Origin of the sequence: Sorangium sp. So ce363 (assembly GCF_051520435.1) — a bacterium.
GTDB classification, from domain to species: domain Bacteria; phylum Myxococcota_A; class Polyangia; order Polyangiales; family Polyangiaceae; genus Sorangium; species Sorangium cellulosum_B.
This window is the reverse complement of sequence record NZ_CP150333.1, coordinates 10206473-10232506: the sequence shown is the minus strand read 5'-3', so window position 1 is coordinate 10232506 and position 26034 is coordinate 10206473. Positions and strand designations below refer to the sequence as shown.

At 71.2% G+C, this 26034-nt stretch carries 22 protein-coding genes; 17 read left to right on the top strand and 5 right to left on the bottom strand.

From position 1 onward, the window contains the following. Nucleotides 1-7 precede the first annotated feature (7 nt). The 7 genes from WMF12_RS38455 (at nt 8) to WMF12_RS38425 (ending at nt 6483) form a co-directional block, all read left to right on the top strand. Nucleotides 8-1567 (top strand): PGRS family protein, encoded by a 1560-nt coding sequence (locus tag WMF12_RS38455; RefSeq protein ID WP_437853203.1) that lies wholly within the window; start codon nt 8-10, stop codon nt 1565-1567. Between the two features lie 206 nt (nt 1568-1773). Beyond that, nucleotides 1774-2097, top strand: a complete 324-nt coding sequence (locus WMF12_RS38450) for a hypothetical protein (RefSeq protein WP_437853201.1) — start codon at nt 1774-1776, stop codon at nt 2095-2097. A gap of 138 nt (nt 2098-2235) precedes the next feature. Then, the gene (locus WMF12_RS38445) at nt 2236-2586 is read left to right on the top strand and encodes a hypothetical protein (RefSeq protein ID WP_437853200.1); all 351 of its coding nucleotides are present in this window, start codon (nt 2236-2238) and stop codon (nt 2584-2586) included. A 308-nt stretch (nt 2587-2894) separates the two neighbouring features. After that, complete coding sequence (locus WMF12_RS38440) at nt 2895-3671, top strand: PP2C family protein-serine/threonine phosphatase (RefSeq protein ID WP_437853198.1); 777 nt, start codon at nt 2895-2897, stop codon at nt 3669-3671. 1 nt (nt 3672) lies between these two features. Next, the gene (locus WMF12_RS38435) at nt 3673-4392 is read left to right on the top strand and encodes a PEGA domain-containing protein (protein ID WP_437853196.1); all 720 of its coding nucleotides are present in this window, start codon (nt 3673-3675) and stop codon (nt 4390-4392) included. 550 nt (nt 4393-4942) lie between these two features. Further along, on the top strand, nt 4943-5194 hold the full coding sequence (locus WMF12_RS38430) for a hypothetical protein (RefSeq protein ID WP_437853194.1): 252 nt from the start codon (nt 4943-4945) through the stop codon (nt 5192-5194). Nucleotides 5195-5739: 545 nt separating this feature from the next. After that, nucleotides 5740-6483 (top strand): DUF434 domain-containing protein, encoded by a 744-nt coding sequence (locus WMF12_RS38425; protein WP_437853192.1) that lies wholly within the window; start codon nt 5740-5742, stop codon nt 6481-6483. A gap of 16 nt (nt 6484-6499) precedes the next feature. Here the strand turns inward: WMF12_RS38425 and WMF12_RS38420 are convergent, their stop codons facing one another. Beyond that, the gene (locus tag WMF12_RS38420) at nt 6500-7459 is read right to left on the bottom strand and encodes an NAD-dependent epimerase/dehydratase family protein (RefSeq protein WP_437853190.1); all 960 of its coding nucleotides are present in this window, start codon (nt 7457-7459) and stop codon (nt 6500-6502) included. A 635-nt stretch (nt 7460-8094) separates the two neighbouring features. Here WMF12_RS38420 and WMF12_RS38415 point away from each other — a divergent pair. Both WMF12_RS38415 and cysK read left to right on the top strand, forming a co-directional pair. Next, complete coding sequence (locus tag WMF12_RS38415) at nt 8095-9165, top strand: sulfate/molybdate ABC transporter ATP-binding protein (RefSeq protein WP_437741684.1); 1071 nt, start codon at nt 8095-8097, stop codon at nt 9163-9165. Nucleotides 9166-9216: 51 nt separating this feature from the next. Next, a complete protein-coding gene (gene cysK / locus WMF12_RS38410; RefSeq protein ID WP_437741683.1) occupies nt 9217-10173 on the top strand; it encodes a cysteine synthase A in 957 nt (318 codons plus the stop codon). Between the two features lie 4 nt (nt 10174-10177). Here cysK and WMF12_RS38405 read toward each other — a convergent pair whose 3' ends face one another. Both WMF12_RS38405 and WMF12_RS38400 read right to left on the bottom strand, forming a co-directional pair. Further along, nucleotides 10178-10336 carry a hypothetical protein gene (locus tag WMF12_RS38405; RefSeq protein WP_437853188.1) on the bottom strand — a complete coding sequence of 53 codons (159 nt, stop codon included), beginning with the start codon at nt 10334-10336 and terminating at the stop codon, nt 10178-10180. A gap of 240 nt (nt 10337-10576) precedes the next feature. Beyond that, nucleotides 10577-11110, bottom strand: coding sequence for a hypothetical protein (locus WMF12_RS38400; RefSeq protein ID WP_437853186.1), 534 nt, complete (start codon nt 11108-11110; stop codon nt 10577-10579). Nucleotides 11111-11199: 89 nt separating this feature from the next. Between WMF12_RS38400 and WMF12_RS38395 the strand changes: the two genes are divergently transcribed. The 7 genes from WMF12_RS38395 (at nt 11200) to WMF12_RS38365 (ending at nt 21941) form a co-directional block, all read left to right on the top strand. After that, on the top strand, nt 11200-12264 hold the full coding sequence (locus WMF12_RS38395) for an AAA family ATPase (RefSeq protein ID WP_437873939.1): 1065 nt from the start codon (nt 11200-11202) through the stop codon (nt 12262-12264). Beyond that, nucleotides 12261-14399, top strand: coding sequence for a hypothetical protein (locus WMF12_RS38390; RefSeq protein ID WP_437853184.1), 2139 nt, complete (start codon nt 12261-12263; stop codon nt 14397-14399). The genes WMF12_RS38395 and WMF12_RS38390 overlap by 4 nt, the downstream gene beginning before the upstream one ends. Then, nucleotides 14396-15634: an ATP-binding cassette domain-containing protein gene (locus WMF12_RS38385; protein ID WP_437853182.1), complete on the top strand. Its 1239-nt coding sequence runs from the start codon at nt 14396-14398 to the stop codon at nt 15632-15634. Before WMF12_RS38390 ends, WMF12_RS38385 begins: the two co-directional genes overlap by 4 nt. Continuing rightward, the gene (locus tag WMF12_RS38380) at nt 15631-17382 is read left to right on the top strand and encodes an ABC transporter permease (protein WP_437853180.1); all 1752 of its coding nucleotides are present in this window, start codon (nt 15631-15633) and stop codon (nt 17380-17382) included. The genes WMF12_RS38385 and WMF12_RS38380 overlap by 4 nt, the downstream gene beginning before the upstream one ends. Nucleotides 17383-17677: 295 nt before the next feature. Then, on the top strand, nt 17678-18871 hold the full coding sequence (locus WMF12_RS38375) for a serine/threonine-protein kinase (RefSeq protein ID WP_437853178.1): 1194 nt from the start codon (nt 17678-17680) through the stop codon (nt 18869-18871). 834 nt (nt 18872-19705) lie between these two features. Beyond that, nucleotides 19706-20941, top strand: coding sequence for a hypothetical protein (locus WMF12_RS38370; RefSeq protein WP_437853175.1), 1236 nt, complete (start codon nt 19706-19708; stop codon nt 20939-20941). A 139-nt stretch (nt 20942-21080) separates the two neighbouring features. Further along, nucleotides 21081-21941: a hypothetical protein gene (locus WMF12_RS38365; RefSeq protein WP_437853174.1), complete on the top strand. Its 861-nt coding sequence runs from the start codon at nt 21081-21083 to the stop codon at nt 21939-21941. A gap of 39 nt (nt 21942-21980) precedes the next feature. Here WMF12_RS38365 and WMF12_RS38360 read toward each other — a convergent pair whose 3' ends face one another. Together WMF12_RS38360 and WMF12_RS38355 are read right to left on the bottom strand one after the other, a co-directional pair. Beyond that, nucleotides 21981-23840, bottom strand: coding sequence for a hypothetical protein (locus tag WMF12_RS38360; protein WP_437853172.1), 1860 nt, complete (start codon nt 23838-23840; stop codon nt 21981-21983). Between the two features lie 205 nt (nt 23841-24045). Next, nucleotides 24046-24558 (bottom strand): hypothetical protein, encoded by a 513-nt coding sequence (locus WMF12_RS38355; RefSeq protein ID WP_437853170.1) that lies wholly within the window; start codon nt 24556-24558, stop codon nt 24046-24048. A gap of 427 nt (nt 24559-24985) precedes the next feature. Between WMF12_RS38355 and WMF12_RS38350 the strand changes: the two genes are divergently transcribed. Continuing rightward, nucleotides 24986-25906, top strand: coding sequence for a transposase (locus WMF12_RS38350; protein ID WP_437853168.1), 921 nt, complete (start codon nt 24986-24988; stop codon nt 25904-25906). The last annotated feature ends 128 nt before the right edge of the window (nt 25907-26034 follow it).

Sequence of the window (26034 nt, the reverse complement as noted above, 5' to 3'; positions counted from 1 at the left end):
AGGAGAGATGGGACGTCGTGCAGCGTTCTGGGCTGTGGGTGCGGTGGGCGTCGCGCTCGTCGCCGCGGGGTGCGAAGCGCCGTGGGGACACCTGGGGGATGACTGCGAGGGCACGCTCACGTGCGTGCGCCACGACTGGCTGAGATACGATGGACGTACGCCTGCCGCGTGCGTGCCGAGCGAGAACGCGAGCGCGGTGGACGACGCGTGCGGCGCATTCGTGTCGGCGTCCGGGAGCGACGAGAACGCGGCGACGAAGGCGGCGCCGGTGAAGACGTTTCGTGTGGCGCTGGCGCTGGCGGAGGAGAACAGGACGCGGCGGGTGTACGCGTGCGCGGAGACGTTCGACGAAGCGGTGGAGGTGACGCAGGGCGTGACGATCTACGGCGGGCTGGACTGCGCGAACGGGTGGGGCTGGGCCGGAGAGACGAGGAAGACGGTGCTGACGGCGGGGGCCGGAGAGATCCCGCTGGTGGTGCGCGGGGGCGGAGGTGAGGCGAGCGTGCGGGGGGAGGACGTGCACGTGCGGGCGCGCGGGATCGAGCCGGGGGACGCGTCCCTCGCGGGCATGTCGTCGATCGCGGCGGTGGTGGAAGAGGCGAGCGTGGCGCTCGCGCGGTGCGTCCTGGAGGCGGGGGACGCGGCGCCGGGAGCGGACGGAGCCGCGTACGAGACGCGTGCCAAGAGGGGTGAGGAAGGGACGCCTGGCGGCGAGGCGTGCTCGGACGACTTCGTGATTGGCGGCGTGTCCGTCAAGAACGACTGCGGCACGCCTGAGGATGCGAGCGACGATTCTTACGGGGGTTGGGGCGGCAACGCCGAGGTGGATTTCGCCGGCGGCGGTGACGTCGGCTCGCCTTGCCGTGCCACGAACGGAGGCGGGGGAGAGGAGAATCGGCGGCTCTGCCGTGCCGGCGGCGAGGGTGCCTTTCTCAACGTTGGCAGCCCGGGCACGGGCGCCACGGGGCTGGGCGAGATCAGCGCCGCCGGCTACGCCGGCGTTGCTGGGCGCAACGGCGCGAAGGGCCTCACGGCGCAAGGAGGCGGAGGCGGCGGCGCAGCGAAGGGCGGCGCGGGCGAGGGCAAGTGCGCGTCGGCGGAGTCGGCCGGCGGCGCGAGCGGCGGCTCTGGCGGCGCCGGCGGTTGCGGCGGTGCGGGTGGCCGGGGTGGCGGAGCCGGCGGGTCGAGCATCGCGCTGATCAGCCTGAACGCGATGGTGAGCTTCGAGCGGGTGACGCTGAAGACGGGCCGAGGCGGAGCCGGAGGCCGAGGCGGAGCCGGGCAGGAAGGCGGCGAAGGAGGAGCCGGCGGTCCCGGTGGCAAGAGACCCGAAGGCGCGACGATGCTGCACGACGCGTGCGGCGGAGGCGCCGGAGGCAAGGGAGGCGCGGGCGGCCCCGGCGGCGGAGGCAGGGGCGGGCACGCGATCGGGATTGCGTACAAGGGCAGGGCGCCCTCGACAATAGGCGCGACGATCGAGCTGGGCGAAGCGGGCGCAGGCGGCGTGGGAGCGACCGCGGAGGCGCAGGGCGCGGGCGGTGTGAGGGCCGAGGTGCAGGCGTTCTGAGGTGAGGTGGTGCGCTCTGCGGCTGCGGCGGAGCACGAGCCGCAGCCGCGGAGCGGCGTGAGGACGAAGGGGACGAAGGACGGGACGGCGCGCCGTGGCAGGGGCGACGAAGGGCGGACGTGTGCGCGCGGCGAGAGGCCGAGCGCGACCCGCGAACGAGGAGCGAGCACGTGGATGGCGGGCGTTGCGACGGCGAAGGAGCGACGGTGAAGCGAGAGCTGCACGCAGGGTGGCTGGCGATGTCGGATGTCCAGGCGGAGTTCGCGCAGGTGGACGGGACGGCGGGCGATGGGATGGACGGCGCACAGGGCGAGACGCCTGCGGAGGCGGCGCTGGCGGTCGAGGCGGCCACGCCGTGGGCATCGCCTATGCGGTGGCTCCGGGCGAAGGTCCGGCGGTGCAGTTCACCCCCCGGCACGGCCGGCGACGGCGGCAGCGCCGCGCCCGGCGGTCCGCCGGAGAGCGCCGGGGCGCTTGGGGCGAGCGGGGTGTGCTGGAACTTCGCGACCGGCGAGAGCTGCGGACAGTGAGGCAGATCATGTCATCCCGTGAGAATCTCAGACGCCCAAAGGCAAGTAAGCGTGATGTCGATGATTTTCGCGAGGGAACCATGGGCGAGCAGCTTCGTCGACGGCAGAATGGGCGGCCTCATCCGAGAAGGAGCGCCCATGTCCAAACGTCGGCCGATCAACACCACCAACATGCCCCGCTCGGGAAACGTGATCCACGTGAGCGCGCGGGAGATGTGGGAGCTCGCGTGGTTGCGGAAGCTGGGGCTCGAGGACGTCGAGTGGGACGCGGGGCGCTTCTGCGAGGAGTGCAGAGCGGAGCGAGCCGCTCAGCGGGAAGACGTGGAGGACATCGCGCCGCCCTCCGGGATGCGGTTCTACTTCCTGATACCGGGCGGCGAAGACACCACGCCGTCCGCCAACGCTCCACGGACGCGCAGCGAGAGCGACGGCAAGCCGACGCCTCTGACGCTCGCGCGGCCGCGTCGTCCGGACTCAACGGAAAACTGATCGACGGGCGCGTGAGCGCCGTGCGCGCTCCGATGACCCACGGCAGCGCCGCGGTGCGCGGCCCCGGAGAACGGACCGGGCGCCCTGCCATCGCAGCGCGCCAGCGAGTCCGCTCGTCCTCGCGACGGGCGCGGGTGATGGATTCTCGTGTGCGGCGTGGTGCTGGCGGCGCTGCGGCTGCGCTGAGGTAGCGACGTAGCGAAGGCCGCGTGAAGCGCGGCCTGATCAATCGAGAGGAACGCGCGCCGCGATGCGCGGCGCGCCTTGGCTCGGCTCGTCCTGAGGACGAGCGCGCGAGGAGGACGATCGTGTACCCACAGCTCGCCATCGAGGCGGCAGCGCACTCGGACGTGGGCCGGCGCCGCAGCCACAACGAGGACAGCTTCGCGGCGCTGCCGTGCCTGGGGCTCTTCATGGTCGCCGACGGCCTGGGCGGCAACGCGGCCGGAGAAGTCGCGTCCCGCATGGCGATCGAGGTGGTCAAGAGCTGCTTCGAGGTGGACGAGGATCTCGAGGAGACGTGGCCGTACGGCACGGGGAGCTCGCACGACCGGGACGAGGTGCGGCTGGTGATGAGCGTGCGGCGCGCGAACCGGGCGATTTACGAGGCGAGCCAGAAGAAAGAGGAGGTGCGCGGCATGGCGACGACGTTCGCGGGCGTGCTGCTCGGAGCGGGGATGGCGTACATCGCGCACGTGGGCGACTCGCGCGTCTACCGGATGCGCGGCGGCAAGCTGGAGCGGCTGACGCGGGACCACACGCTGCTGGAGGAACTCCTGAGCGAGGGCGACGGTGCGCTGGCGGCGCTGGAGGCGCTGAACGGCCGAGCCGACGCGGTGACGCGCGCGCTTGGGTGCGACAAGAGCGTGGAGATCGAGTCGCGCGTGGAGGCGACGCGGCCGGGCGACGTGTTCCTCGTCTGCTCGGATGGGCTGTGGGGCCCGGTGCCGGAGGCGCGGATCGAGGGGGTGCTGGGGAGGCACCGGGACCTGAGCCTGGCAGCGAGCCTGCTGGTCGACATCGCCAACGAGCACGGCGGACCGGACAACGTCACGTGCGTGCTGGCACGCCTCGGAGGCGGTTGACATGCGCGGTGATGACGCGCAGGTGCGAACCGCTGAGCACCGACGGGGGGTGGGCATCGCTCATCCCGCCTCTCCTCTCTACGGCGTTGCCGTGACGGCCGCTGGCGTTTCTCTTGCCGGATGCTTCCTCAGACCAGCAGATGTCACGGTCGATCCAACGCACCTGTCCTGGTACCGGCCCGAAGTGTCCGCCACGAGGACGGTACCGCAGCAGCGCGCCGGGGTGTTGCTGAAGGAGGCGCTGGCGAAGTTGGCGGCGGTCTGGGTGGAGACGGAGCCGGAAGGCGCGGAGGTGACGGTCGACGGAGCCGTGCTGGGCTGGACGCCGCTCGCGCTCCCCGTGTTTCTGGAGCCCGGCCAGCACGTGATAGGGGCACAGCTGAACGGGTACATGGCGGCGCGGGAGACGATCATGGCGACCGCAGGGCATACGCTTCGCGTCACGCTGCAGCTGGCGCCGGTTCGCGTGGTGATGCCGGTTTCGGTGAGCGGGCCGGGCACGGAAGGGCCGCCGGCCGCGAGCGCGGCGCCTCCGGCGAAGCTGCAAGAGACCACCGCGGCGCCGCCCGCAGCGCGGAGCTGGGTATCTTGTGATAGCGCTCGGCGTGGGAATGACCGGCTTCGCTGCGTTATCCAACGCACAGCGTCACCGGGGTCCCAGAGAAAAAAATGCAGCCGACGGACGATTGTGCAGCGAACCAGGGCCGCTCACCGGAACTAGAAAGGTAGAGGAGACCGGAAACGGCTCGGCAGGGCGACCGGCAGACCACCAGCGCAACGCGGAGGGGGCCATCACGCCGGTGGGTTGGCCGAGGGACAGCTGGATCGTCTTCAACCCCCGCGCTCGGCGCGCAGTCCAGGAACAGCGACTCCCTCCTCGCCTTTTTCTCTTGAGAATTGTCGCATGATTCGCTCCCTGGCGGAGCGCTCGCATGCTCGTCAGCGCCGGCAGATGCGGGCGCTTCTGGTGTCACCGACAGCCGTCGTCTCGCTGCGAGCGCGCGCTGTCTTGCCGCCGGCGCCCGTTGTCCTGCCTCGCGAGGCCGTTGTCTTGCCGCTGGGACGCGCTGTCTTGCCCCGCGAGGCCGCTGTCTTGCCGCTGGGACGCGCTGGCACGCCTCGGGAGCAGGTGACGGGCGCGGCGATGACGCGCTGCTGCCTCCCGTCGCAGGCGCACCTGGACCCGAGCGTGTGCGTGTGCGGCGAGATGGCGCTTGGTGAACGGTTTCGTCAGCGGCAGAATGAGCGCCCTCGTCTCAGGAGGAGCGCTCGTGGCCAAGCGTCGGGGGTTCAGCGGCAACGGCACGCGTCGTTCGGGCAACGTGATTCACGTGAGCCCGAGGCTCCTGTGGGAGCTCGCGTGGCTGCGGAAGCTGGGTCTCGAGGATGTCGACTGGGATCCAGAGCTCTGTTGCCCGCACTGCAGAGCAGAGCGAGCCGCTCGATGGGAGCCGGTGGAGGACCTCGCGCCGCCCTCCGGGACGTGGCCCAAGTTCCTGCGGGACGACGACGAGCGCGAATGATCGAAGGGCGCCGCTGCAAGGGCGCCCGTTCATGAGAGCACGCAAGCGCGGAGAGGACGGCTCGCGCGCGCTGAACCACCGCGGCAGCGTGGTGGCATGCTGCCCACGAAAGAAGCACCCGGCGTCCTGCACCCCAGCGCGCCATGGCTCGGCTCGGCGCACCGACGAGCGGACGAGGAGGACGATCGTGGTCCCCTGGTGAGAAATTCGGGGAGCTCGGAGGAATGCGATCGGCAGAGGAGCTCGAACACAGCGGGCCGTGATTTCCGGAATGGAGGTGACGAAATGACAAGACAAAACACGCGTCAACACGGTACCGATCATCGTGTCGCGCGGCACCGCGATAAAGAGGCGGGCTGCTCCGCGCTCATGGCATCTCCCTCCCCAGGGTGGGTTGTCCTGGGTTCGGGCGGACGGGCCTTTGATCTGCTGACCCCTTCCGCGTCGAGCAGCGAGCGCGGAGATCCTCCGACGGTCGCTCCAAGCAGCCCCTCAGCAGGTCGTCTATCGCGGCGTGGCAGCGGCGCGCCTTGGAGGCAGGTGACGTGACGGGCGAGCACAGCGGCGCGCCGCGCGGCGGACGCCCGGACGATGAGCGGCTGTTCGGCCCCGATGCCGTCCGGACGCTGCGCGTGGCCTTCGAGGAGGTGACGTGGCTCCTCGGCCGCGGCTATCCGCTGCGCACCGCGATCCGGACCGCCGGCGACCACCACCAGCTGGCCGCACGCCAGCGCCTCGCGCTGCAGCGGGCCGCTTGTTCGGACGCGCAGCGGGCGTCGCGCCTCGCGCGCTGCGCGCCGTCCTCGTCGCTCCAGGGCGCGGAGGCGAACATCGACGGCTTCAACCTGATCATCACCCTGGAGGTGGCGCTCGCGGGCGGGCTGCTCGTGCGCGGGCCGGAGGGGGCGCTGCGCGATCTCGCGGGGCTGCGCGGCAGCTACGCGCCGATCGCGGAGACCGACGCGGCCATCGATCGGATCGGCGACGCGCTGTCCGGCGCCGGCGCGGCGCGCGCGCGCTTCCTCCTCGACGCGGCCATCCCCAGCTCCGGGCGGCTGCGCGCGCGGATCCTGGAGCGGCTCGGGGGCGCGCCCCTCTCGATCGAGGCGACGCTCGTCCCCGATCCCGACCGCCTCCTCGCGGGGGCGGCGGGCGTGATCTCGTCCGACAGCGTCGTCCTCGATCGCTGCGTGCGCTGGGTCAACCTCGCGGACGAGATCGTGGGCGCGCGCGTGCCGGCGGCGCGCGTGGTCGAGCTCGTCCCTCGCGGAGGTGATGCCGGCGCTTGAGGGCGCGGAGCGCCCGTCACCGGCAGAGCCCGAGCCGCCTCGTTTGCCAGGCGACCTGCGCCGCGAGCCCCTCGCGCAGGGGCACCCGGGGCACGTACCGGAGCGCCGCCTGCGCGGCCGCGGTGTCCGCCCAGGTGCGCCGGACGTCGCCGGGCTGCGGCTCTCCCCGCTCGACGCGCACGGGTCCTGCGAGCTCCCCCAGCAGCCCGAGCGCGTCGTTGAGGCTCACCCGCGAGCCACCGCCGATGTTGAACACGCCCACCGCGCCGCCCTCCATGGCGTCGACGTTGGCCTGCACCACGTCGCTCACGTACGTGAAATCGCGCGTCTGCTCGCCGTCGCCGTACACGCGGACCGGCTCGCCCTTCAGCACGGCGGCGATGAACCGGTGAAACGCCATGTCGGGGCGCTGCCTGGGGCCGTACACCGTGAAGTACCGGAGCGAGATCGTGGGCAGGCCGAAGTTGCGCCGGTACAGCTCGCAGAGCTGCTCGGCGGCGAGCTTCGTCACCCCGTAGGGTGAGTGGGGGGCGGTCCGGCTGGATTCGTGCATGGGCACATCCCCCGTGTCGCCGGAGGGGTCGCCGTACACGGAGGAGGACGAGGCATAGACGAGCTTGCGCACCTGGCCATGCGCCCTGGCTGCCTCCAGCAGCCGCTGCGTCGCGAGCACGTTGTCGCGCAGGTAGACCTCGAAGCTCTGTCCCCAGCTCGGGCGCACGCCCGCCTGCGCCGCCTGGTGGAAGACGACCTCGCGGCCCGAGAGCAGCGGGCGGAGATCGTCTGTCGCGAGGTCGGCCGTCGAGAGCGAGAAGTGCGGTTCGCCGCGCAGCCGTGCCAGGTTCCCCTCCTTGAGCTCGCGGGCGTAGTAGTCGGTGAAGCGGTCTACCCCGAGCACCTCGTGCCCGAGCTCGATCAACCGCTCCGCCAGGTGGGAGCCGATGAATCCGGCCACCCCCGTCACCAGACAACGCATCCGCCTTCCGTCCTGGTCCTGCCGCGTCGCGGCCTCGCGTCCTCGTCCAGCCGCGCCGCGGCCTCCGGTCCCGGGCCTGCCGCGTCGCGGCGCGGCGATGCTAGCACCTCGGGCCGTCCGTTGAGTCGGGCAGCAGCCGGCCGCGCGAAGCCCGCCGCGCAGCTGAGCTCGCTCCGGGGTTCGGGAACCGACTGGGGGACCGACCGGGGTTGGAGATCGTGGACCGACCGAGGTTGGGACCGACCGAGGTTGAGGACCGACCGAATCGGCCCCGTGGACCGACCGAGGTTGGGGACCGACCGATCGGCCCAGGACCGGGACCGACCGAGGTTGGGACCGACCGAGGTTGGGACCGACCGAGGTTGAGGACCGACCGAGGTTGAGGACCGACCGAGGTTGAGGACTGACCGACACGGGAGGGGTCGGCCTGAGCACCGGCTCCGCGCTTCCTGCCCTCTGTCAGCCTTCTTGCATCAGCACGCCCCCTTTCTTGCAAATACGCCCACCTTTCCGATGTGTATTTCTGAATCTGGTTGCGCCTACCCGCCCGGCAGGCGACGCTGGTGCGCGCTCGGGCCCCTCGCTTTTTCTGTCCGAGGAGCGATCGAGACGGGTCGGAAGGCTAGCTGTTGCTTATGGGAATTGTTGTCGAGCGGCTCACGAAGCGGTTCGGTCCGAACAAGGTGGTCGATGACGTCTCGTTCGAGATCGAGAGCGGCGCGCTGGTCGCGCTCCTCGGGCCGAGCGGAGGTGGCAAGAGCACCGTCCTGCGCATCATCGCCGGGCTCGAGAGCCCCGACTCCGGCGAGGTCGTCCTGAATGGCAAGAACGCGACCACCACCCGCGTCCAGGACCGGAACATCGGCTTCGTCTTCCAGAACTACGCGCTGTTCAGGCACATGAGCGTGCGCGACAACATCGGCTTCGGCCTCAGCATCCGGAAGCGGCCACGGAAGGAGATCGCGACCACCGTCGACGAGCTCCTCAGCCTCGTGCAGCTCGACGGGCTCGGCGGCAGGTTCCCGCACGAGCTGTCGGGCGGCCAGCGGCAGCGCGTCGCTCTGGCGCGCGCGCTCGCGCCAGGCTCGTCGCTGCTCCTGCTCGACGAGCCGTTCGGGGCGCTCGACGCCAAGGTCCGCCTCGAGCTGCGCGAGTGGATCCGGAGGCTCCACAAGGAGCGAGGGATCACGAGCGTCTTCGTGACCCACGACCAGGAAGAGGCGATGGACCTCGCCGATCGGGTCATCGTGCTGCACAAGGGGCGGGTCGAGCAGATCGGAACCCCGGAGGAGATCTACGACCGGCCGGCGACCGAGTTCGTCGCGAGCTTCGTCGGGTCGATCAACGTGCTCAAGGGGGAGGTGCGCGACGGCCAAGCGGCGCTCGGCACCCTCGCGGTGCACGCCCCCCCCGGGACCGGCGACGGCGCGAGCGTGCACGCCTTCGTACGTCCGCACGACATCGAGGTCCACACCCGGATCGACTCCTCGAAGACGCCCGCCGCCGACGACGCCAGCGTCGCGCGCGTCGAGCGGCTGTCGCGGGTCGGGTGGATGGTCAAGGCGGAGCTCCGCCTCTCCGACGGCCAGCCGCTCTCCGTCGAGCTGACCAAGGATCGCGTCGCCGAGCTCGGCCTGTCCGAGGGGGACAGGGTGCTGGTAAATCTCCGAGACGCCAAGATCTTCGTGCAAGATTACTCCATCTAGCCCGCTGGCCGGCGCTCCCGTCTGGCCAACGGCCATCACGGGAGGCGGCACGTGGCTTCAATCTTCGACGACATCGCGGCGACGATCGGGCGCACCCCCCTCGTCCGCCTGAGCTCTGCGGGCAAGGGGCTGCGCGCCGAGCTGATCGGCAAGGTCGAGAGCCGGAACCCCGGCGGCAGCGTCAAGGATCGTATCGGCCTCGCGATGGTCGAGGACGCGGAGCGGCAGGGCAAGCTGAAGACCGGGAGCGTCCTCGTCGAGCCGACGAGCGGCAACACGGGCCTCGCGCTGGCGATGATCGCCGCGGCGAAGGGCTACCGGCTGATCCTCACGATGCCCGAGTCGATGAGCCCGGAGCGGATCGCGCTGCTCCGGGCCTTCGGGGTCGAGGTGCTGCTGACGCCCGGGTCGCTCATGGTGCAGGCCGTCGCGCGGGCGCGCCAGATCGTGGAAGAGACGCCCGGCGCGGTGATGCTCCAGCAGTTCGAGAACCCGGCGAACCCCGCCGCGCACCGCGTGACGACCGCGCGCGAGATCTGGGAGGACACGGACGGGACGGTCGACGTCGTGGTCGCCGGCGTGGGGACCGGCGGGACGATCACCGGCGTGGGCGAGGTGCTCAAGCAGAAGAAGCCGGGCGTGAAGATGATCGCGGTCGAGCCCAGGAACGCGGCCGTGCTGAGCGGCGGCCGCGTGGGCGCGCACCTGATCCAGGGCATCGGCGCGGGCTTCGTCCCGAAGATCCTCAGGCGCGAGCTCATCGACGAGGTGGTGCCCGTGTCCGAGGACGAGTCGTTCGACGCCGCGCGCCGGCTCGCCAAGACCGAGGGCATCCTCGTCGGCATCTCCGGCGGGGCGGCGATGGCGGCGGCGCTGTCGATCGCGGCGCGCGACGAGATGCAGGGAAAGAGGATCGTGGTGATCCTTCCCGACGGCGGGGAGCGGTACGTCACCTCGCCGCTCTTCAAGGAGCTCGTCGGCTGCGCTCGCGCGGCCGTGCCCCGCTGAACCGCTAGGGAAGGCAGCCGCACATCGGGTCACCTTCCCTGCAGAAGCACTCCGTCTTCTTGGGCGCTTGCGGCGCCGCCGGCCTCGCGGCCTTGACCTGGAGGGCCTCCCGGTCGCGCCTCGCCCGCGAGAACAGAACCGAGCTCTCCTGGATCTCGGCCATGACGGATCGACCTCCTTGCCGGCGCCGGGGTGCGGAGCGCACGGCGCACGCCGACGAGCGCGGCTCCAGCGGATGAACTCCGCTTCTCCGGCCTCGCTCTCACGCGCGGTGTGCTCTCGGTTTGCCAGTTGGACCGAGCGACGAGATGGAAGCCTGGATGGCTGAGGAGCCGAACGGGACGGGCGCAGGGAAAGCGCCGCGAGGGGTATGGAGTGATGCGGGGCGCCGCGAGCGGCGCGATCACTCGATGCGGACGGCGACGAGGACCTTCATCCACACCCCTTCGGGCGGGATCGTCTTCGTCAGATCGACCTTGCCTTCCCAGTCGACGTGCACCGTGTAATCGCCGCTCTCGTCGTCCTTGTAGAAGAAGGGCCGGATGTCGTCGTGATAGACCCGATCGAGCGGGACGATGCGCTCCCCGGTAGGCATCGGCGCCTTCTTGGCGACGACGGTCGACTTGCCGTCGACGACGGCCGAGGCGGATACGCTCTTGAGGAAGGTGAGGTCCGGCACGTTGTCGTCGCGTGCTTCCAGCCGGATGTACATGAGCTCGGCCCTGTCGACGGAGCTCGGGTCCTCCGAGACGGAGAGCTCGCTCCATCCGGAGAAGGTCGACTGCGAGGTGGGCTTCACGAGGAACTTGGTCTCCACCTCATGCTCACCGACGACCGAGGCACAGGCGCTCGCGCCGAGCGACAGCACCACGATGAGCGCCGCGCCGCTGCGCGCGGCAAGGCAGAGCGAAGCGAGCCCACGGCGACAGGTCAACATAAGCATCCTCATTCGCAAGACATAGCATGGCGAGCTCCGATCGACGCGCGGGGCGCGGCCGGCTATCGTCGTCGGCCGAGGGCGACCAGATGGCGGCGGAATCAGGCGCGGGTATTGACGGCGGGCAGGGCACGGCCCCTGCGTCCTTCGAGGCGAGGCTCGAGCTCGCCCAGCGGACGAGCGCGCGGCTGCGAGAGGCGATCGGGCAGGCCGTGGTCGGGCAGGACGACGTCATCGAGCAGACGCTCTGGGGGATCCTCGCGGGAGGGCACGTCCTCCTCGAGGGGGCGCCCGGGCTGGGCAAGACGCTCCTCGTCAGGACCATCGCCGGCTGCCTGGATCTCGCGTTCTCGCGCATCCAGTTCACCCCGGATCTCATGCCGAGCGACGTGACCGGCACGAACGTGCTCGTCGCGTCGGCGGACGGCTCGCGCCACTTCTCGCTGCACAAGGGGCCGATCTTCGGGCAGGTGATCCTGGCCGACGAGATCAACCGGGCGACGCCGAAGACGCAGAGCGCGCTGCTCGAGGCCATGCAGGAGCACGCGTGCACCATCGCGGGCACGCGGTACGCGATGGAGGAGCCGTTCTTCGTGCTGGCCACCGAGAACCCGATCGAGATGGAAGGGACTTACCCGCTGCCGGAGGCGCAGCTCGATCGGTTCTTGCTCAAGGTGCTCGTGCCGAGCCCGACCGAGGATGAAATGACCGAGATCCTCGCCCGGACCACGGGCCACGATCGCGGGCCGCCGCCGCGGGTGCTCACCCGCGACGACGTGCTCTCGCTGCGATCGCTCTGCCGCGACATCGCGGTCGCCGAGCCCGTCATGCGGTACGCGTCGCGGCTCACCCGGGCGAGCGATCCGGCCGCCGAGGGGGCGCCCGAGATCGTGCGGAGGTCGCTCCGGTTCGGCGCCGGCGTGCGCGGCGCGCAGTCGCTGGTGCTGGCCGCGAAGGCCGTGGCGCTGCTCCAGGGAAGGGCGCACGTCGCCTTCGCCGACGTGCAGCGGGTCGCCAAGCCGGTGCTCCGCCACCGGATGATCCGGTCCTTCGAGGGCGAGGCGGAGGGGATCACGACGGATCAGGTGATCGCGGCGCTCCTCTCCGCGATCGAGGCGCGGCCCGAGCCCGTGGCGCAGGCGATCCGGCGATGAGGCGCGTGCAGGAGCCGCGGGGGCAGGCGATCCGGAGCGGGTCGCTGAGGAGAGGCGCGAAGGGCCTTGCGGGGGCGGCGTCGCTCGCGGCGCTCTTCTCGGCGGGGCCCGCGTTCGGGCAGGCGCCGCCCCTGTCGACCGCGACGGCGCTCGTCGTCGACGTGGCGCCCGTGCTCGGGACGAGCGGCGGGATGCCCTGGGGCTGGAACCAGGTCGTCGTGCGCATCCAGAACAACGGCGTCCGGGCGGCCAGGGGTGAGGTCGAGGTCGAGTCGAAGCGCTACTCCGATGACCGCGTCTTCGTCGCGTCGGCGCCGTACGCCGTCGGGGCTGGCGCGTCGGTCGACGTGCGCGTGCCGGTGCACGTATCGCCTTTCGGCGACGTGCAGGTGCGGGCGCTCGATGAGGGCGGAGCGCAGGTGTCATCGCAGGGGCTCTCGTCGACCTCGCAACACGCGGTGGTGCTCTTCGACGTCAGCGAGAGGTCGCTGCTCCGCGGGGGCCTCCACGACGCGCCGATCGCGCCGCTGTACATATCGACCAGCCGCGCGCCCGGGGGGACGCCGAGCCCTGTCCTCTGGGTCGGGCAACCTCGCTTCGACAGCGCGACCGGCGACCCGCTGCTGCCCGACCGGGCGGCCCTGTACAACGCGGCGGACGCCGTGCTCATGCGCACCGACACGCTGTCCAGGCTGGGCGGCTCCGAGCTCGAGGCGCTCGCCGGCTTCGTCCTCTCCGGCGGCACGCTGGCGCTGTCCGTCGCCCGCCCCGAGGATCTGCGGCACCCGACGCTCGCGGCGTTCGTCGGCGGCGAGGTCGCGAGGGCGGCCATCGCGCCGCCCACCCTCGCGGAGATCGCGCCGCCCGGCGGCTCCAGCGGCTTTGGCAAGCAGGGCAACGTGCTCCTGCCCGCGCCGAGCGCGACCCCCGCGGTGGCCGAGTCGCTCTGCGGCTGGTCGGGCGGCAACCTGCGCGGGAGCGCGTATGGCAGCTCGGCGTTCTACGGCCTCGGCGAGGTGCACCTGCTCGCCTTCGACCCCACGCGCTCGCCCGCGGCCAGCGACCCGTGGGTGAAGATCCGGGTGGCCGATCTCGCTCGCCGAGCCTACGACCGTCGCTCCACGGTCGCCTTCCGCCCGGGGGAGGATGCGATGGGCGTCGACCTCGATCCGGTGCGGCGGGAGCTCGATCCGAACGAGAGCTCCCGCTGGGCGATCGGGGTCTCCGCGCTGCTGCTCTGCATCTACGCGGTGCTCGCCGGTCCGATCAATTTCTCGCGCGCCGCGCGGCAGGGGAGGCCGCTCCGCGCGCTGTGGCACTTGCCGGTGCTCTCTGCGGTCACGTTCGCGATGATCGTCGGCGTGGGCTTGCTCGCGAAGGGGGTGCGCGGCCGGGCGCGCCACCTCACGCTGATCGAGGCGGGGGCCGGCATGACGAAGGGGGCGGTGCGCCGGTTCCGGGGCTTCTTCGTCGCCAGCGCGGAGGAGCTCACGGTCCGCACGACCGACGCGAGCGGCGTGATCAGCACGGCGGTGGTCGCCGAGCTCTCGGAGCGGCGCGACCGGCTGCTCGTGGACCGCGACGGGGCGCGGCTGACGAAGGTCGCGGCGCTCCCCTGGCAGACGGTGATCGTGCGTGAGGACGGGGCCGCGTCGCTCGGGGACGGGATCGCGATCGTCGCCGATCCGAGCGGCGACGTCGTGGTGAGCAACCGGAGCGGCCGCGACCTCCGGGGCGGCGTCCTGTGGCTACCGGAGGGCGCGGCCCGCTACTTCGCCCGCATCGGCGACGGGGAGAGGGTCTCGTCGCGCGCGGGGATCGATCTCGCGGCGCGGAGCGAGGGGCAGGGCTGGCTCTCGCACGCGGGCTTCGGGCGGCGGGTCGGCGGCATGGACGTCCACGACCTCGGCGGGAGGCTGCTGGCTCCGCTCCTCGATCCCGACGCGCCGGGGCTAGGCGCTGCGTGGCTGGCGATCGAGGAGGCGGCCGGCGGATCGGTCGACTGGTTCCCGGCCGGCGTGCCCGTGCTGTTCGGCCAGCTCGACGGCGGCGAGGGGCGCGCGAGCGACTCCGGGTTGCGGATCGACAGCGATCGCGTGCTCGTGCGGGTCGTGGGCTACGGAGGCCGGCCGTGAGCGCGGCGCTCGGCGGCGCTCCGCCCTCCGGGGCGCAGATCGAGCGGCCTCGGCCGACGATCCGCGTCCGGCACCTCTCGCACCGCTTCGGCGCGCTCGACGTGCTGAAGGACGTCACCTTCGACGTGGGCCCCGGCGAGATCTTCGGCTTCATCGGGCCGAACGGCGCGGGCAAGACGACGACGATCCGGGTCATGGCGACCTTGCTGGAGCCCATGGCGGGGCGGGTCGAGATCGACGGCGTCGACGTGACGATCGACCCCGCGGCTGTCCGCCGAAGCATCGGGTACATGCCGGATCACGCCGGCGTCTACGACAGGATCACGGTGCGCGAGTACCTCGAGTTCTTCGCGGACGCCTTCCGGGTGCCGTCGCTCGACGTGGTCGACGCCGTCCTGGAGCTGACCGACCTCGGCAAGATCCAGGACCGGATCGTCGCCACGATGTCGAAGGGGATGAAGCAGCGCCTCCAGCTCGGGAGGATCCTGCTGCACGATCCGAAGGTCCTTATCCTGGACGAGCCGGCGAGCGATCTCGATCCGCGCGCGCGCATCGAGATCCGCGATCTCTTGCTCGAGCTCCGGAGCCTGGGGAAGACGATCTTCCTCTCGTCGCACATCCTCACGGAGCTCTCCGACGTGTGCACGTCGATCGGCATCCTCGAGAAGGGCCGCCTCGTCGTCGCCGGGCCGATCGGGGAGATCGCCGCGCGCCTCGAGGCGGTGCGCGCGGCGCAGGCGCACGGGCACGCGCCGCCGCGCCATGGCGCCGCGCCGGGCGCGTACGGGGCGCAGGCGCATGGACACGCGCCGCCGCGGCACGGACCCGAGGCGGCCACGCCCGACGGCGCGCCGGTGGATCCGGCCGCCGTCGATCGCTCGCAGGCCGGCGGTCCGCCGCCCGGATACGGCCAGCACCCGCCGCACGCCGCTGCGCCGGCGAGCGCGGGGCAGGCGGCCTATCCGGCGCTCTCGCCGATCTCCCGGCGCAAGGTCAAGGTGCGGGTCCTCGGCGATCCCGAGGCAGCGGCCTTCCTGGTCAGGGGCGGGCCGGGGATCACCGACGTCGACATCGTCGCCGGAGCCGTGCACGTCGGTTACGTGGGCACCGACGTGAAGATCGCCGAGATCGTCCAGCACCTCGTGCGCAGCGGCGTCGGCGTGATCGGCGTCGAGCCGGAGCGCAATGAGCTCGAGAGGATCTTCCTGGAGGTCACGCAAGGAGAGGTGCAGTGAGCGTGCAGACTGGCACATCGCCGCCCGCCGGTCCGGCGTCGCAGCGGCTCGTCGATCGGGCGCGGCATCGCGTGGGGCGCATCCTGGGCGAACCGAACCCGATCTGGATCCGCGAGCTCAAGCAGGCGGCGCGCCTCGCACGCACGCCGATCATCCTGCTCGTGCTGGCCGTGCTGATGGCGCTGCTCGTGGCGGCCATCGGCGGCATCGCGGCGAAGGAAATCGCGCCTGCGAAGACGGGCGTGATCCTGTTCCAGGTCTTCTTCTCGCTCGCGTACTTCGTGGTGGCGCTGGTCGGGCCGGCGGTCGCCGCGAACAGCATCGCTTCGGAGCGCGAGGGGCGCACCTGGGAGGCGGTGCTCCTGACGGGCATCCCGCCCGGTGAGATCGCGCGAGGCAAGTTCCTCGCGGCTTACACGGCGATCTCGATGTACGTGGTGATGCTCGCGCCGGTCGGGGCGCTGCCGTTCCTGTTCGGCGGGATCACCGCGATGGAGGTGGTGATCGCCTTCCTGTTCCTCTTCTTGATCGCGCTGCTCAGCGTGGCCTTCGGCCTGGCGATCAGCTCGAAGATGGGGAGCCTGCGCGCGGCGATCCTCGTCACGCTGCTGCTCGCGTTCCCGCTGTCGATCGGCCTGTTCTCGGCGGGTGGCTCGGGGCTCTCGTACGCGGCCCACCTGGCCTGGCCGGAGGTTCCCGAGGGGCCGCCCATCTGGCTCCCGATCGCCTACCAGCGCGCGCCGCTCGGCCTCGATTACGTGCTCTTCCTGATCCTCCTGCCGATCGCGGCGATCGGCATGCCCGCGTGGTTCCTGTACCAGGTGACCGTCTCGAACCTCACGAGCGAGAGCGACGATCGCTCCTCCGGGTTGAAGACGTGGTTCGCGGTCTGCGCGCCCGTGACGACCGCCGCCGTCGCGGTGCCGGCGTTCTCGGTGGACGCCTCCGATCGCCTGCCCGCGATCGTCGCGGGCGTGTGCGCGGCGCTCTCGTTTCTGATCTTCTGCGTGTTCCTCTTTGCCGGAGAGCCGATCGGCCCATCGCGCCGCGTCGAGGTTCACTGGGCTCGGAGCCGCGCCAGCCGGCTGCGTCGCTTCTTCGGCCCCGGCGTGATGCGCTCGGCGTACCTCCTCCTCGCGGTGGGGGTCCCCGCCATCACCGCGCTCTGGATCGTCGGGCACCGGCTGAGCCTCGGCGCGCCCGTCCCGACGCCGGAGATCCATGCGCAGCAGGTCCAGCACGTCGCCGTCTACGCGCTCGCCGTCTACGTGTTCCTCGTCGGGCTCAACGCGTTCCTTCGCGCGCGGATCGCCTCGCCCCTGGTCACGCGGGCGCTGCTCCTGACGCTGCTCTTCACGATCGCGGTCGGCCCATGGATCGTCGCCGCCATCGCCGGCCTCGTCGCGGAGCTCGACACGAGCGAGAGCGCTCTCCTCGTCGCGGCCCCGTCGCCGTTCTATGCGTTCGTGATGCTCTCCAAGGCCGATCAGGGCGACGCGGGGTCGTCTGTCATCGCCGCCGGGTACACGGCCGCAGCTGGCTGGGTCGCCGTCGGGCTCGGCCTGCTCTCCGCGGCCCGCGCGCGCTGCGCTGCCGTCGTCGCGCAACGCGAGGCAGCCTTCGCCGAGACGGACGCGCTCCTCGCCCGGGAAGACGAGGCGGCGCTCGCGGCGGAGCAGGCAGCGCCGCCGCACGCGGCCACGCCCGAGCACGCGGAGCCAGGGAGCGCCGCGGGCACCGCCGCCTGATCACGGGGGCATGATCGCGACGCGCTCCGAAATCGTACGTGCACGTCTCTTTGTGTGGAAATTTGGAACGCGTCAGGGGAATGCGTCAGGATGCGCTCCGCGCGGATCTGTCGAAATCTTGAGCGTCCCGTGGCGAGCATGTGAGAAGAGCGCTCGCGCGCTCGAGGTCCGGGAGCGAGAGGGGATCTCGATTCCTCGCGTCGTGTGACGACGGCGGCACCACCTCGACCCGCAGAGGATGGCCTTGCCTTCGCACGAAGACTGCCGATGCGCGGCGCCTGAGCTGAGCGATACCTTGCTGGATGGAACGCCGTACCGGCCCGTGCGCCGGCTCGGGCGAGGGGGAATGGGCGAGGTGATCGAGGCGGCGCACGTGGGCCTCGACAAGCCGGTGGTGGTGAAGCTCTTGCACCGCGACCTGAACCGCGAGCCGCGGCTCGTGGAGCGGATGCGCGTCGAGGCGCAGTCGCTGGCGCGGCTCGCCCACCCGAACCTGGTGACCGTCACCGATTTCGGGCGGACCGCCGAGGGGAGGACGTTCCTCGTCATGGAGCGGCTCTACGGCCGGACGATGCGCGAGGAGCTCGCGGCGCGCGGCGCGCTGCCTGCGATGGAGGCGCTCGATCTCGTGACGCAGACGCTGGCGGGCCTCGCCGCGGCGCACGGCGCGGGCATCGTTCACCGCGACGTGAAGCTCGAGAACCTCTTCGTGTGCGACGCGGATGCGCAGGGTCGGCGCGTGGTGAAGGTGCTCGACTTCGGGATCGCCAAGGTGGTCGCTCCGCGCGGCGACGGGCGCGCGCCGGCGCCGTCGCTCTATCAGACGGAGGAGGGGGTTCTCGTCGGTACGCCGCGCTATCTCTCGCCCGAGCAGGCTTGCGGGCTCGCCGTCGATGCGCGCACCGACGTGTATGCGGCCGGCGTGGTGCTCTACACGCTGGTCGCCGGTCGCGATCCGTTCGAGCATGTGAGGCGCGTCCACGAGCTCGTGCGCGCCCATGCGAGCGAGGTCCCCGCGCCGCCGTCGAGCCACGCGCCACGAGCGGTGCCGCCGGAGCTCGACCGCGCGATCATGAGGGCGCTGGAGAAGAGCCCGGAGCTCCGTTTTCCGGACGCAGCGGCGTTCGCGGCGGAGCTGTCGCGCATCGCCGCGGGGCTTTCGGGAGGGGTGGATGGTGGGTCGGTCATACCGTCCGGGTCGTACTGGCAGCGTACGGCGCCGCTGACGCTGCCGCCGGTCCGGGCGCCGGTGCTCCCACCGACGTTGAGCGCGACCGTGAAGGCGTTCGGCCTCACGGCGCCGTACATGGCAGCGCGGCCCGCCCCAGGGTCTGCGCTGCAGCGGGCCTCGGAGGCGCACAGAAGCAGGCCGCGGCGCGCGCGACGGCCCGCGCGCGCTCAGGCCAGCTGGGCGGCCATGGGATTGCTGGTGGTGAGCGTGGTGCTCTTCGGCTTCACCCTGGCGCTTCTGGTGAGCTTCCTGGGTTGACAGGCGGGTACGGCGTCGTCGCCGCGGATGCCAGGAACGTCACCCGGTGTGACGAACCCGCTACGATGCGGGCTGCGGAATGGGAGCGCCGGCGCTGAGAGGGGCAACCTGGGTCGGAAGGGTCAACCAACCGGAGGTCAACCTTGGGTGCGGGCCACGAGGCAGCTCAACCTGGGTGCGGGCCAGAAGGCAGCTCGGCAGCTCAACCTGGGTGCGGACCGTCGGGGGGCGGACCGTCGTGGACCGTGGATGCTGGATGGGTGCAAAAAATCGATGTCGTGGCACGCGGGAATTTTGGCAGCGGAGTATTGGACAACACGCGCGTGATTCGGCGAGGAGGCAAGAAAGTGGCCAGGGGCAACTTTGCGCGCCGTCGACTCGCGGAGCCGCGCCTCGCGCGACGTCATGGTCCGGGACACCGGCGCCTTCGAGCATCGGGAGCCGCCGCCGTCACGGACGTGACCGCGGCGGCTCCCGATGCCTGCGCCCTGCCATGGAGCGACCTTCGCATCGCTCCGGAGGGGGTGGTGACGCTTGGGTGCGTGGTGGTGGCGGCCGGGTGGAGTATCTTCGGGTCCATGCCGTGGCCCTGTCCCCGAGCGAGCTCCGAGGTACCGTGCGCGGACCAGCGCACGTTCGACGCTGGCCTCCGGCGCCCCCGGGCTTGTCGGAGCGCTGCCGCGGCACCCGCCACGCCGTCTGCGGTGCAGCGGTCGAGGCAGATCACCTCGGGAGCGCGCCCATGACAGCGCGGCGTCTTGTACCGGGGGCTCGATGCGCTGCTGCTCACGTGGGGCAGCAGCGCGCCTTTTGCGCGTGGCGAGAGGGGCAGGCATGACCAACAGGAACGCGAACAAGAGCTCGCCAGGCCAGCCGGCGGCTCAGGGCGCTGCGGGCGACGCCGCGCCGCAGCAACCGACGCTGCCGCAACAGCCGCCGCGCGGGTACGACACGCCGAATTTTGCATCGCAAGAGCACCCCTCACCGGCGCAACAGCGAGCGCTTACGCAGGAGCCGCGCCGCAGACCTGAAGAAGGGAACACCGGCCCCGCAGCGCCGCCCGCGGAGCGGATGGTGCAGTGGGGCGAGCCCAGGCCGCGGCGCCGCCAGGATCGCGAGGCGGGACCGAGCGACAAGCAAGTGTATGTTCCTCCGGTCACGCTGCCTCCGAACCGAGAGCACCAGGCGATGGATCAGCAGAAGATCCGGGTAGCGCCGTCGCTGTTGAAGGGCGTCGACGAACGGAACCGGCCGACGATGCGCAGGATCCCTGTGCAGGGCATGCCGGGTCCGCCGACGGGTGCTCCCGATGGGCAGGGCGGCGCGCGTCCCGGCGGCGTCCGCACGGCCCGCGTCGGTGTTGGCAGCGGCGTCTGGCCGCCGCCCGAAGACGAGTCGTCCGGCTCGCGCGGGCAGTCGTCCCGGAAGCAGCGGCCGATTGCAGCGGCCGCTCCCCCGCCAGCAGCCGGCGCGCCTCGAGCGGGGCTGCTGCCGACCGCGGCGCGGCCCGACGACACCGCGGTGACCGCAGCGGCCGCCGCGGCGGTGCTCGCGGCGCGCCGCCGCCGGGCCCCGCTGGCGCTCTTCGCGTTGCTCGTGTTTCTGGGGAGCGCAACGGTCGCAGGCTTCTGGGTGCTGTGGCGCGCCGCCAATCCGACGAGCGAGCAGGATCCGGCGCTGGCCGAGGGCGGCCGCGCTCCCACGCCCGATCCCGCTGGCCTCGCGACGCCCACCCCGAGCGCGCAGCCCGAACATCCGCCCCCGGTGGCGATCGAGCCGCCGCCTACCGCAGAGCGACCCGTTCCCGCCGCGCCCGAGGTTCCGACAGCGTCGCCCACGGCGGAGCCGAGCTCGCCGCCCGCTCACTCCGCGGCCACGGTCGCCGCCCGTCCGTCATCACCGCGCCCTGCTGTGCAGGTGAGGCGCCCGGTCAAGCCTTCGACGGCGGCGGACGACTTCTACGACTCGGCTGTGAGCCCTCCGATCCCCCCCTCGGTCCCGCCGTCCGCGCCCTCTGCGTCGCCCACAACGCCCCCGGGGACGACCGCTCCCCCGCGTCCGTTCCCCTGAGGCGTCGCCTCTCCGGATTGCATTCCTCCCGCCAGCCACCATGCGAAAGCCATTCTTGAAATACCTGTCTCTATTCCTCCCGTGCGCGGCGGTTCTTCTGGGGCCGAGCATCGCGAGCGCGACCGGAGAGGCTCGGCTGATGCCGAACTCTCCGACCGACGCCCCGCCTGCGACGTCGCGCGCGGGCGAGCGCGCCGCGCAGCTCTACCGGGAGGGGAACAGGTTCTACGATGAAGCGCGATTCGCCGAGGCCGAGGCGCGTTATCAGGCGGCGTGGGATCTCCAGCAGAGCTTTGACGTGGCCGGCAACCTCGGGAACGTCGAGCTGGAGGTGAACCAGCCCCGCGAGGCGGCCGAGCACCTCCTGTACGCGCTCAATACCTTTCCGCTCGGCGAGAAGGCCGAGAAGAAGAGCTTCCTGCAGAAGCGCCTCGCCGTCGCCAGGTCGCAGGTCGGCGCGCTTCGCATCAGCGTGAACGTCGACGACGCCGAGGTGCTCGTCGACGGCAAGGTCGTCGGGCATTCGCCCCTCGACGCCCAGGTGTTCGTCGATCCCGGCAAGCGCAGGATCGAGGCACGCCGCGCTGGCGCCAGGACGTCGACGTCGCTGCTCGTGGCGAGGGGCTCGGACCAGAGCATCGCCCTCAGCCTCGATTCGGGCCCGAACATTCCGCTGGTGGTCGCGGGCGGGGCCGTCGGGCTGCTCGGGCTCGCGTCGGGCGTGACCTTCGCGATCCTCTCCACGGCAAAGGGCGAGTCCGCAGCGACGGAGCCGTTCGGCAGCGCGAGGCGCACCGACCTGCGCGACGCCCAGACCACGCTCGCCAACGTCTCGTTCTGGAGCTTCCTCGGCGGCGGCGTGGTGCTCGCAGGGACGGCCTTGTACGCGTTCTCCACGTCGAGCCGCACGCCGGTCACGAAGGCCGGGCTCCCCCGGCTGTATGCCGCGCCTTTCGTGAGCGCGGAGGCGAACGGCCTGCTGCTGGGCGCGAGCTTCTAGGCCGGTGGGCGCTGCGCGCTCCACGTCTCGTCCCCGGACTCAGCGCGGCTGGAAGTAACGGCCTACCTGCTCGCGGTACTCCTCGGGGACATCGCTGCGCTCGACACCGCCGACCTCCTGGGGACCCACGACCCCGAGCGCGCTCTCGCCGCGCACGTTGGCGGTGTCTCCGGCGCGCCCGGCTGCTCGGCCCGTCACGATCCCCGGCATCGGCCTACCCGGGTTGAGCCTCGCGCTGGCCCGTGAGCGCAGCTCACCCCCGGCGATCGCGCCGGTCTGCCCTTCGTGGCTGCCCGAGCCGCCGCCCTCCGAGTGACCTGGCTGCGCCGACCCCTGCTTGCCGGCCCCGCCCCCCGACGAGCCCTGCTGCCCGCCCTGTCCGCGCTCCTGGCCGCCCAACCCCGGTTGGCCTGACCCGCCTGCGATCGGCATCGGGAGCGGCGTCCCCCCGAGCTGCCCCTCGGCCTCGCCCGCCCCGCGCTGTGCATCGTCGAGCGCTCGTTGGCGCTTCGATTCCTCGCTGCTCGGGCGCCCCTCCTGGGCCATCTGGCGCAGCTGTTCCTCGAGCTGCTGCTGTCCGTCCGGCGTCTCGAGCTGCCGTGCGAGCTCGCGCATCTGCTCCTTTGACATGGGCTCTCCGAGCGCGCTCTCGGGCGACTGCGCCATCCGCTGCTTCAAGCGGTCGGCGAGCCGCTTGCGCTCCTCGGGGCTCAATTTTTCGAGCGCCTTCTCGAGGCTGCCAGCAAGCCGCCGCGCGTCGCGGTCGCTGCCGGTCCGGGCGAGCTCGCGGAGCGCGTCGCGCCCCTCGTCGCCGAGCCCGTCGCCGAGCGCCTCCGCCAGCTCCCTCAACGCGTCGGCCTGCTCGCCGCGCTGATCCAGCAGCTTGCGCTGTTCCTCGAGCGCCTTCGCCACGCCGGGGGCGCCGGCCCTCTTGGCGGCTTCGGCGGCCTCCTCGAGCACCTTCCTGGCCCGTTCGCGGTCGTCCCGTTCGAGCTTGTTCGCGAGCCGCGCCATCTCCTCGTCGAACGCCACGAGGTCACGATCGCCGAGCGCCTTCGCAGCCCGCTTCAGCTGAGGGTCTTCTCCGAGCTTGCCAAGAGCCGACTCCATCCCATGACGCTGCTCGCCCTCGCCGAGCGATAGCCGCTCGGCCGTGATCGCGTCGCGGAGCCTGCCGAGCTCGGCCTGCGCTTCGCGGCGCTCGACGCCGCTCTTCAGCTTTTCGCGGAGCCTCTTCGCGTCGTTGGAGAGCTTTTTCAGCCGATCGTGTTGCTCCGCGTCCCGAGCGTCGATCTCGGAAAGCTGGACCACCCGCCCGAGGCCGGCGAGCTCGGCGACGCGTACCTGCTCGGCCCCGGGTGGGGGCGCTGCTGCCGCGGGCGCTGGTGGCAGGGGAAGCCAGCTGAGATAGCCAATGGCCGCTGCCGCGAGGGGCGCTCCGGCATGCCAGCGTCGCCACAGGGGCGCGCGGACCTGCCGGGCGGTTGCGGCATCGAGGGCCGCGGTCGCGTGGGCGAACACCACCTCGCGGGCCGCGGATGCGCTGGCACCGGGCGCGCCGTCCGTCGCGTCCTCGGCTGCTGCGAGCTCAACGGCCGTGGAGACCGACTCGGCGGAGCCGAGCTTGCCGTCGAGAAACAACGCGACGTTCGGGTCAGTCCACCGGCGCCGGCGCGCCACCGCTGCGCCAGCCACGGCGCCGAGCAGGCCGCCCGCGGCCATCCAGGGGCGCAGCGCGCCTTGCCGCATGTGCCAGGCGCCCGCCGCGCCTACCGCGCCGAGCATCATCCCAGCGGCGGTGCCGGTGAGGACGAGATCGAGCGCGAGCCGCCGTCGGACGCGGCGAGACCACCGAACGAACGCGGCGCTGAACCTCCGCCGGGGAGACGCATCGACCATGGATCGAGGTGTACCTGCGGGCCGACGCGCCGGCCAGAGCTGCTTCGGGCACTCCTCCAAACCTCATTGCGGCACGCCGTGCCCGACGTCGCGCCCGGTGCGAGCGCCTGGCGCGCTGTCGGGACGCCCTGTGGAGCGGCGTCGGTCATCTGCGCCACGAAGCGCCGCGGAGGAGCTGTCCTTGGACATATCGCGCTCCGCCCCCTCACGGGACGAAGCACCCTTTCAAGTGGAACGACGCGAACTCGAGGCGCGCTGGGACAACGTCCTGGGCAGCGCCGAGCAAGTTCAGGCCACAGTCAGCGAAAGAGAACTTGCATTCGTGCGAGTCCTCGGACGATGTCCGGAGCGTCGCGTGGCAAGAGCCATAGAAAAGCGCATCGTCGACGTACATTCGCATGTTCACGACAGCAGCGTCGCCGCCCTTGCGCTTGCTGCCGAGCAGATGGAGATCGAGGTAGTAGAAGCCCCTCCTGTCCTTCGAGTGATCCACCAGCTCCAGATTGGTTTCGCCATTGAGGCGGGAGCAGTCAACGTCCCAGCTGTCGTCGAATCCGGCGACAGGCAGCTTGCCGCTATCCCCCGTGTCAAGCACCAAGCTCTCCCCGTTCACGGTCATGACCGCCATGCCGTACGCTTCAGGAATTTCCGGGCTAGTAGAGCACCCGAACGGCGAGAGCGACAGCACGAGGCCTTGGGCGAGGAGGGGTCGGTGCATGGGAGTTCTCCAGCAGCATGGCGGGCGAGAGCATCGCACGAGGTCGACAACCATGAACGCGCGCAATGTGGTTGATCCATGCGCCGTGCCAGATGTCAACCGGAAACGGAGGCCGCTGTTGGGCCCGTGCCACCGGAAACGGAGGCCGCTGTTGGGCCCGTGCCGAGCTGACTGCCGGGCTGACTGCCGGGCTGACCGACGTTGCCGTTGACTGTCGACCTGACCGACGTTGCCGGTCTGCCGGCCCGGCCGGTCTGACCGACGTTGCCTTGGTGGTGAGACCCGATACGTGTTGTCTATGAGGCGGTCCCAGGCATAGGCCATGGCGGGCGCCGGCGGAAAACAGAAACCGCCAGGATCTCGAAGATTCAAGTATGCGAAATCATTGGCCGCAAGCCACGGCACGCGTTTGGCATAGTCGGCAGCGATGAGCCAGCCTCGCGCTATCGTTGCAGGTGCCACCTATCTCCTCACACGACGCGCGTTGCGGCGACACCTACTCTTCCGACCGGATGCCGCGATGACTCAGCTGATCATCTATGCGCTCGCGGTTTCGGCCAGGCGCTACGGCATTCGCCTGCATGCGTTGTGTGCCATGTCCACGCACCTGCACATCGTCGTCACTGACGTCGAAGGCGTGCTTCCGCGATTCCTGCAGCTGTTTCATCGCCTCGTGGCGTTGGGGACCAAGGTGCTCCGAACCTGGGAGGGGCCGGTCTGGGGCCACGAAGCGACCAGCGTTGTTCGCCTCTTGACGCGGGCGGCCGTGGTGGAAAAGATTTCATATTCACTGGCGAACCCGGTGGAGGCGGGATTGGTGCGACGTGCGAAGGAATGGCCGGGAGCGAAGGTGCTCGTCAACGAAATCGGCCGCGGTGAGCTGTGGGCGAGGCGTCCTGGCGTCTACTTTGCTCCGAGCAATCCTGTATGGCCCGAGGACGCTGCCATTGCGATCTCGCTTCCGCCAGCTGTGGCGGATGATGACGCTGACGCCTTTCGGCGCGAGGTGGCGGCGGAGCTGGAGCGGAAGGAAGCCGAGGCGCACGCCGCGATGCATCGAACTGGCCGCGGTTTTCTCGGCCCCGAGCGCGCACGCACGGTGTCGCCCGACGCTCGCGCGACGAGCTTCGAGGCGCCTCGCGGCCTCAATCCGACGTTTGCGGTGGGGAGAGGACATGCAGACGCACGAAGGACCGCGGTTGCCGCTGTCCGGGCATTTCGCGCAGCGTACCGAGAGGCGCTTCAACGATGGCGTGCAGGGCTGCGCAGCGTGGTGTTTCCGGCACAAACGTGGTGGATGCGCGTATTCCATGGCGTGGCCGTGAACGATGATCCGCTCGTGTCGTAAAAGGAACGATCGGGATGCCGACGCGGCACCTGGGCTGCTGAACGAGGGCGAGTGAACGGCAGACGCCCTCCGTTCGCGTGCATGAACGCGCACCTAGTTTTCGTGTGAAACTACACGTCAAGGGCGCC

What these genes read in the sequence shown, in the direction of transcription:
- WMF12_RS38400 (WP_437853186.1), bottom strand. Translation starts at nt 11,110, where the DNA reads ATGTTGACCTGTCGCCGTGGGCTCGCTTCGCTCTGCCTTGCCGCGCGC.
- WMF12_RS38415 (WP_437741684.1), top strand. Translation starts at nt 8,095, where the DNA reads ATGGGAATTGTTGTCGAGCGGCTCACGAAGCGGTTCGGTCCGAACAAG.
- WMF12_RS38355 (WP_437853170.1), bottom strand. Translation starts at nt 24,558, where the DNA reads ATGCACCGACCCCTCCTCGCCCAAGGCCTCGTGCTGTCGCTCTCGCCG.
- WMF12_RS38445 (WP_437853200.1), top strand. Translation starts at nt 2,236, where the DNA reads ATGTCCAAACGTCGGCCGATCAACACCACCAACATGCCCCGCTCGGGA.
- WMF12_RS38390 (WP_437853184.1), top strand. Translation starts at nt 12,261, where the DNA reads ATGAGGCGCGTGCAGGAGCCGCGGGGGCAGGCGATCCGGAGCGGGTCG.
- WMF12_RS38455 (WP_437853203.1), top strand. Translation starts at nt 8, where the DNA reads ATGGGACGTCGTGCAGCGTTCTGGGCTGTGGGTGCGGTGGGCGTCGCG.
- WMF12_RS38405 (WP_437853188.1), bottom strand. Translation starts at nt 10,336, where the DNA reads ATGGCCGAGATCCAGGAGAGCTCGGTTCTGTTCTCGCGGGCGAGGCGC.
- WMF12_RS38435 (WP_437853196.1), top strand. Translation starts at nt 3,673, where the DNA reads ATGCGCGGTGATGACGCGCAGGTGCGAACCGCTGAGCACCGACGGGGG.
- WMF12_RS38395 (WP_437873939.1), top strand. Translation starts at nt 11,200, where the DNA reads ATGGCGGCGGAATCAGGCGCGGGTATTGACGGCGGGCAGGGCACGGCC.
- WMF12_RS38420 (WP_437853190.1), bottom strand. Translation starts at nt 7,459, where the DNA reads ATGCGTTGTCTGGTGACGGGGGTGGCCGGATTCATCGGCTCCCACCTG.
- WMF12_RS38370 (WP_437853175.1), top strand. Translation starts at nt 19,706, where the DNA reads ATGACCAACAGGAACGCGAACAAGAGCTCGCCAGGCCAGCCGGCGGCT.
- WMF12_RS38350 (WP_437853168.1), top strand. Translation starts at nt 24,986, where the DNA reads ATGAGCCAGCCTCGCGCTATCGTTGCAGGTGCCACCTATCTCCTCACA.
- WMF12_RS38360 (WP_437853172.1), bottom strand. Translation starts at nt 23,840, where the DNA reads ATGGTCGATGCGTCTCCCCGGCGGAGGTTCAGCGCCGCGTTCGTTCGG.
- WMF12_RS38365 (WP_437853174.1), top strand. Translation starts at nt 21,081, where the DNA reads ATGCCGAACTCTCCGACCGACGCCCCGCCTGCGACGTCGCGCGCGGGC.